The 7,207-nt window shown below is 43.7% G+C and carries 5 protein-coding genes and 1 tRNA gene; 1 reads left to right on the top strand and 5 read right to left on the bottom strand.

Features of this window, described 5'->3' with window-relative positions:
* Positions 1-2: 2 nt before the first annotated feature.
* The 4 genes from R7R24_RS09645 to uvrY form a co-directional block, all read right to left on the bottom strand.
* Positions 3-76: transfer RNA gene (locus R7R24_RS09645), tRNA-Cys, on the bottom strand.
* A gap of 462 nt (positions 77-538) precedes the next feature.
* Complete coding sequence (gene pgsA / locus R7R24_RS09640) at positions 539-1,096, bottom strand: CDP-diacylglycerol--glycerol-3-phosphate 3-phosphatidyltransferase (protein ID WP_005394805.1); 558 nt, start codon at positions 1,094-1,096, stop codon at positions 539-541.
* Between the two features lie 46 nt (positions 1,097-1,142).
* On the bottom strand, positions 1,143-2,975 hold the full coding sequence (gene uvrC, locus R7R24_RS09635) for an excinuclease ABC subunit UvrC (protein WP_206946752.1): 1,833 nt from the start codon (positions 2,973-2,975) through the stop codon (positions 1,143-1,145).
* A 1-nt stretch (position 2,976) separates the two neighbouring features.
* On the bottom strand, positions 2,977-3,621 hold the full coding sequence (gene uvrY / locus R7R24_RS09630) for a UvrY/SirA/GacA family response regulator transcription factor (RefSeq protein ID WP_005386783.1): 645 nt from the start codon (positions 3,619-3,621) through the stop codon (positions 2,977-2,979).
* A gap of 427 nt (positions 3,622-4,048) precedes the next feature.
* Here uvrY and R7R24_RS09625 point away from each other — a divergent pair, with 427 nt between their 5' ends.
* On the top strand, positions 4,049-6,412 hold the full coding sequence (locus R7R24_RS09625; RefSeq protein WP_206946750.1) for a DNA polymerase II: 2,364 nt from the start codon (positions 4,049-4,051) through the stop codon (positions 6,410-6,412).
* Here R7R24_RS09625 and R7R24_RS09620 read toward each other — a convergent pair.
* Entirely contained in the window at positions 6,409-7,176 is a 768-nt protein-coding gene (locus R7R24_RS09620; RefSeq protein ID WP_206946748.1) for a nucleotidyltransferase domain-containing protein, read from the bottom strand. The genes R7R24_RS09625 and R7R24_RS09620 overlap by 4 nt on opposite strands.
* Between the last annotated feature and the right edge of the window lie 31 nt (positions 7,177-7,207).

Here is a 7,207-nt window from a genome sequence, read left to right as displayed (position 1 = left end):
AATGGAGGCGCCTCCCGGAGTCGAACCGAGGTCCACGGATTTGCAATCCGCTGCATAGCCACTCTGCCAAGGCGCCTCATTTGTGAATAAAGCTAAGCTTTTTCACCACCCTTTTGAGCCGTGCTCTCTTGGGTACGGGATGCATTCTACGGATTCGAGCGATCGAGTCAACACTATTTTTATTTTTTTAAATCGTTTGACTAGAATTTGTGCGAAAGACGATGGATTGCTTAGTTTTAATACTAAAAATCGCTTAAATACACTTGTTTATCATAAAACTTTGGCTACGCCTTACACTGCTGGCCGTGCGTTGCGTGCATTGAAGTATTAATAATCAGAAGACTCGCCTCTCTAAGACTCTCCAAGGACAAAAACAAGACTTAGATCACAAATGGAACTCTATCGAAGCAAAAGCCCCAGATACAAATTGTAAGCATGGCCGTTAGCAAGCATTGAAAAGCGAGAGAAGCAAAAAATGCTGTAGATTGTCTTAGATACAAAAAAGCAGGCTATTAAGCCTGCTTTCTAACATCAGAATTTAATGGTGCTCTTCATTCAACAGATCGTCTTTCGCAGCAGCCAAATATTGAATCATTGACCAATATGTCAAGAAAGTTGCCACATACAAGGCCGCAAAGCCTAGCCAAACCATCCATTCATCGTAACGCCATATCAACACCCATAAGGCGAACATTTGCGAAACAGTTTTTACTTTGCCAACCCAAGATACCGCAACACTCGCTCGCTTACCGATTTCAGCCATCCATTCTCGCAATGCTGAGATAATGATTTCTCGCGCAATCATCGTTACCGCAGGAATGGTCACCCAAATTGAATGATAATGTTCCGTGATTAGAATCAATGCCGTTGCCACTAGCACTTTATCAGCGACAGGATCAATAAACGCGCCAAAACGAGAAGTTTGGCCAAGTTTACGGGCCAACATGCCGTCAAGCCAGTCAGTAAAACCCGCTACCCAAAACACCATTGCTGCTGCAAACGGTGCCCATGAATAAGGTAGATAAAAGACAACCACAAAAACAGGGATTAGGAACAGTCTAAGAAGAGACAGAATGTTCGGGATATTCAAACGCATTTTATTATTCTCTTACACATTGCGGCTTAATGTTGCGCGATTTTCCTTATTGTTTCAATGCTTGGAAAATAATTTCTGCTAAAGAGTGACTTATTCCCGGTACTTTGGCGATTTCTTCGACACTTGCACGTTTAAGTTCTTGTAACCCACCCATGTACTTGAGTAACGCCTGACGTCGTTTAGGGCCGATTCCCTCAATCCCTTCGAGTGCACTCGTACGTCTGGTTTTACCTCGCTTAGCACGGTGCCCCGCTATAGCATGGTTATGACTTTCATCACGAATATGTTGGATAAGGTGCAGCGCAGGAGCATCGCTTGGTAAATGAAACTCGTCCCCATCGACTGTAATCAGCGTTTCTAAACCTGGTTTGCGAGTAACGCCTTTTGCAATACCTATCATGATAGGACGCTTTGGCCAATCCCCCCAGTACTGCGAAATGATGTCATGCGCACGATTTAACTGACCTTTACCGCCATCGATAAAGATGATGTCGGGAATTTTCTCTACGTCCAATTGCTTCGAATAACGGCGCTCCAACGCTTGTCCCATTGCTGCGTAATCATCACCACCGGTAATCCCAGTAATGTTGTAGCGACGATACTCTTGCTTTACGGGGCCTTCGTTGTTGAACACAACACATGACGCAATCGTGCTTTCCCCCATCGTATGAGAGATATCAAAACATTCTATTCGAGCTATAGACTCCAAATTCAATGTTTCGCGAAGCGCATGAAAACGTTGATTAATCGTCATTTTGTGATTGATTTTGGTGGTAATCGCCGTTAGTGCATTCGTGTTCGAAAGCTTGAGATACCTTGCTCGAGAGCCAGTTGGCGACGTATGAAAATGAACCTTACGGCCTGCCACTTCACTTAACGCTTTCTGTATTGGCGCAATATCTTCTGCCAACTCTTGATTCAAAATAATACGAGAAGGAATTGTACGTGCTTCGTTATGGCTCAAATAGTATTGAGTCAGAAAACTATCGAACACTTCCTGCTGGCTTGTATTTTGTGGGATTTTCGGAAAATGGCTACGGCTACCAAGCACTTTGCCTTGGCGTATCATCAGGATATGGATACACGCGATACCATTCTCCTGAGCAAACCCGAGTACATCCATATCATCCATGCTGTCTTCTGAGACGTACTGCTGCTCTTGAACACGCCTAATCGCTTGGATTTGATCGCGAAATTTAGCGGCATCTTCAAAGCGCAATTGCTGACTGGCAACTTCCATTTTCTCGATCAGTTGTTTGAGTACTTGCTGATCTTTGCCTTGCAAAAACATGCGCACAAAGCCAACCAACTCTGCATATTCTTCATCAGAAATGATGGTATTAACGCATGGTCCTGCACAACGACCAATTTGGTACATCAAACATGGGCGCGTTCGGTTGGAATAGACAGTGTCTTCACACTGGCGCACAGGAAATATCTTTTGCAGCAAATGCAATGTTTCTCTTACTGCACCAGAATCTGGGTAGGGGCCAAAATATTCACCTTTGCGCTTCTTGGCGCCACGGTGGATAGAAAGCCGTGGGTGCTTATGACCGCTAATAAAGATATAAGGGTAAGACTTATCATCTCGCAGCAACACATTGTATTTCGGCAAATACTGCTTGATGTAGTTATGCTCTAAGATCAGCGCTTCTGTCTCAGTGTGAGTCACCGTGACGTCTATTTTGGCGATATTACTGACAAGCGCGCGAGTTTTCTCACTGTCTACTTTTTTCCGAAAGTAGCTTGAAAGGCGCTTTTTAAGGTCTTTGGCTTTACCTACGTAGATTACAACAGCTTCGGCGTTGTACATTCTGTAAACGCCGGGCTGATGAGTTACTGTCTTGAGAAAGGAAGCCGAATCGAAAGGAGGATTCACGCTAAAGGGTCTCGGTGTCCAGCATTCCGTGGCGAATCGCTAAGTGAGTTAACTCAACGTCACCATTAATGTCCAATTTACTAAAAAGTCGGTAGCGATAGCTGTTGACTGTCTTTGGACTTAAATTAAGTTGCTCAGAAATATCCGTTACCTTTTGGCCTTTGGTGATCATAAGCATGATCTGCAATTCACGTTCGGATAAGTCTTTAAAAGGGTTCTCAGAGGCTGGAGAAAATTGACTCAATGCCATCTGCTGCGCAATCTCTGGTGAGATGTAACGCTGACCACTATTAACTACACGAATCGCATTCACCATTTCGTCAGGGCCAGCACCTTTGGTTAAATAACCAGACGCACCTGCCTGCATCACCTTGGTTGGAAACGGGTTTTCTGTATGAACGGTAAGTACGATGATTTTCACATCAGGATTCACGCGAAGAATTTTTTTAGTGGCTTCCAAGCCACCAATTCCTGGCATGTTCATGTCCATTAAAACGACGTCAGCATGATTACTGCGACACCATTTTACTGCATCTTCACCGCTGTCAGCTTCTCCTGCTACGTTCATTCCACGGACGTCTTCAATAATACGTCGTATCCCTGTGCGAACCAGCTCGTGATCATCTACAAGGAAAACATTTATCAAACTTGTATCTCCACACTTTGTATTGGTTCTGCACCCACATAACCATTATTTGTTAAATGTGGATATCAGTATGACTGCCTATATACTAACGTAATCGACAAAAAATTGCTTTCTATGAATATGTGCTGAAACGCAAACTTTAGCAAGAACTTATTCATAAACCACTCTATTATTTTAGAGCGTGATGAGCAGAACCGAAATCTAAGAAAAGACAATTAACAACATTAAGTACAATAAATCAAGTAACTAGGTTTCATATTGCCCAGAGAAACACGCTATAACTTAAAATGACACTGTCCCTCTTGCACCAAAGACTAACTTGTAATCACTAATTCCAGCAAAAATTTGAGACGCTTTCTTTACTGGTTATTTTCACAGTTCTTAGTGTTAAACTAACGTTCTTCAAGTTTTCTAAGGTTTCTCACATTTGAATATTCAACAAGGCTTCCTGCTAACTCGACAGGCACGAGACATCAAAGGTCAAACTCAAATCGAGCTGTGGCTTTCGACAGAAGCAGGTCCTACTCAGTTACTTATTAATGGTGAGAAGCCAGTATTTTTCATCGCTCAGAAACACTCAGAGCAAGCAAAGACACTCGCACGAGAAAAAAACATATTCGTCGACATCCGCCTTTTGGATCTCAAAACGTTTGAACATACGCCTCTTGCTGCCTGCTATACCAATGTAACCAGAGACGCTCTCGCACTCAAAGACACATTCGCTCAAAAAGATATCACTACGTATGAAAGTGATATTCGCCTCGCCGATCGCTACCTAATGGAGCGTTTTATCAAAGGCAGTATCGAGTTTACAGGCAATGTGACTCGCACCAATGGCTACCAACGCGTCCAGAGCGCAAAATGCCGTGCGGGGCAATACGAGCCGAAGTTAAACGTTGTCTCGTTAGATCTAGAATGCTCTGAGAAAGGCATTCTTTACTCAATCGGATTAGACAGCGTCATGGATTCCCGCGTTATCATGATCGGAGAACCAGAACCTTCGGAGACACCGATACAATGGGTCCAGGATGAAAAGGCGCTTCTAGAAGCACTCATCGATTGGTTTAAAAAATTCGACCCCGATGTCATTGTCGGTTGGAACGTCATTGATTTTGACTTTCGTCTGCTACACAAACGAGCAGAATGGCACAACATGAAGCTAATGCTTGGTAGAGCAGACCAAGCCAGCTTTTTTAGAAGTTCATCTCAAAGCCAACAAGGGTTTATCTCCATTCCCGGGCGAGTTGTGATGGATGGTATCGATACGCTAAAAACGGCTACTTACCACTTTCGATCTTGGTCATTAGAGTCTGTATCTCAAGAACTCTTGGGGGAAGGTAAAGAAATCCACAACGTGCATGACCGTATGGATGAGATCAATCGTATGTACCGCTCCGACAAACCATCGCTGGCTAAATATAACTTACAAGACTGCGTGTTGGTGAACAAGATTTTCAATCACACTCACCTGCTTGACTTTGCAATAGAGCGCTCTCGTCTCACTGGTGTCGAACTGGATCGTGTCGGCGGTTCGGTTGCAGCATTCACAAACCTATACATGCCTCAGATACACCGAGCAGGCTACGTTGCCCCAAACCTACACCCTGAAAATTGGATTGCGAGCCCCGGCGGTTACGTGATGGACTCCATCCCTAACCTATATGATTCTGTTTTAGTATTGGATTTTAAGAGTCTATATCCATCGATTATTCGCTCTTTCTTGATTGATCCTATGGGTTTAGTTGAGGGGTTATTGCTCGATATTGGAAAAGAAGAAAATCAGGCTGTACCTGGCTTTCGCGGTGGGCAGTTCCATCGTACGAAACACTTTTTACCAGAAATGATTGAAAAGCTTTGGGCAGCACGTGATGTTGCAAAGAAGAACAATGAAAAAGCTTTTTCTCAGGCAATCAAAATCATCATGAACTCCTTTTATGGCGTACTGGGCTCATCGGGATGTCGTTTCTTTGATACTCGGTTAGCTTCTAGTATTACCATGCGCGGACATGAAATCATGAAGCAAACTAAGGTGCTGATTGAGGAGCAAGGATATCAAGTGATTTACGGCGATACGGATTCCACATTCGTGTCTTTGAATCGACCATACAGTCAAGTAGAAGCTGACACTGTTGGAAATCAATTAGTTGATTACATCAACTCTTGGTGGCAAGAACACCTGCGTTCTGAGTACAACCTAACATCTATGTTGGAAATCGAGTATGAAACCCATTATCGCAGATTCCTTATGCCAACGATTCGTGGCGCAGAAACTGGATCGAAAAAGCGCTATGCGGGTTTAATCGGTGAAGGAAAGCAAGAACGGATTGTATTTAAAGGGTTAGAAAGTGCCCGTACTGACTGGAGCTCGTTAGCACAGAAATTTCAAAATACACTCTATAGCATGATTTTCCATGGTGAAGATCCAAGCGACTATGTCCGAGAGATGGTTGAGAAAACTAACAACGGTGAATTTGATGAACAGTTAGTGTATCAAAAGCGACTGCGCAGAAAACTGCATGAGTATCAGAAGAACGTCCCGCCACAAGTGCGTGCAGCTCGTTTAGCCGATGAGATAAATGCCAAGCTTGGCCGCCCATTACAGTATCAAAACAAAGGACGAATTGAATACATTATTACCGTGAACGGTCCTGAACCTTATGAGTACCTCAATAGTCCGATTGATTATCAACATTACATTGATAAACAACTCAAACCCGTTGCAGATGCGATTCTCCCTTTCATAGGGACGGATTTTGACAGGCTTTCAGCGCCACAAATGGGGCTGTTTTAGCCGATACGAAACTCTGTTTTCTGGTACTGTTTGACTAACCAATCACCAAACGCATCAATTAGCCCGATAACAGAACGCTTGGGAATACCCCGGCCAGAAAGTAAAATTTCTAGCCGCTCGATCTCAAGCTGCTTTTCAGGATGATAAGTTAAGAATACCTTGCCACACTCTACGGGGTCATCAAACCAACGTTTATCTCGATACATCACCAAAGAGTATGACGCTCTTAGTAACTTTTTAGCAATCACGCGCTGGGCGACTACCTGCTCTTCTATCGTCTTCGCTTGTACGATTTTTTTGCGATACACCGCAATCCAATCTTCCACATCCATATTCCAGTGCTTAGCAATTTCCCAACTTGGGACGTAATCACCAAAACAGTCTGCTAGATCATCACCATAAACACAGACACAGCAATGCTTAAGCATAAAGCCCCAAGTGAAAATACTGTCTAAATGAGCTACTTCACTCACTAAGGCTGTACGGACCGATACACCATTAACGTGAGGGTAACTCTGCTGCGCACGCCACTTAATTGTGTTGAGCAAAGTCGCGCGATTGTGCTCAAAGGATGATTGAGTAACGACAACCAGGTCTAAGTTCGACTTCCCAACGATCGCTGTTTTACGAGCAACACTACCGTATACATAAACGCTGTGTAAGTTTTGCCCCAATCCACCTTTGAGACAAGCGATGACTTCCCTAATTAAAGGCGCAAACTCTGGTTGAAATGGTTGTTTAGGATCGATAACAGGCAGAGACATGACTTAAAACGTGTTCTCAGATGGTTCAAGA

Source organism: Vibrio sp. 704, from assembly GCF_033339295.1.
Note: the sequence above shows the minus strand (reverse complement) of the source record. Positions and strands in the feature narration are given on the sequence as shown.

Excerpts from the sequence above, each read along its gene's own strand:
- R7R24_RS09620 (WP_206946748.1), bottom strand. The coding sequence starts at position 7,176 with ATGTCTCTGCCTGTTATCGATCCTAAACAACCATTTCAACCAGAGTTT.
- pgsA (WP_005394805.1), bottom strand. The coding sequence starts at position 1,096 with ATGCGTTTGAATATCCCGAACATTCTGTCTCTTCTTAGACTGTTCCTA.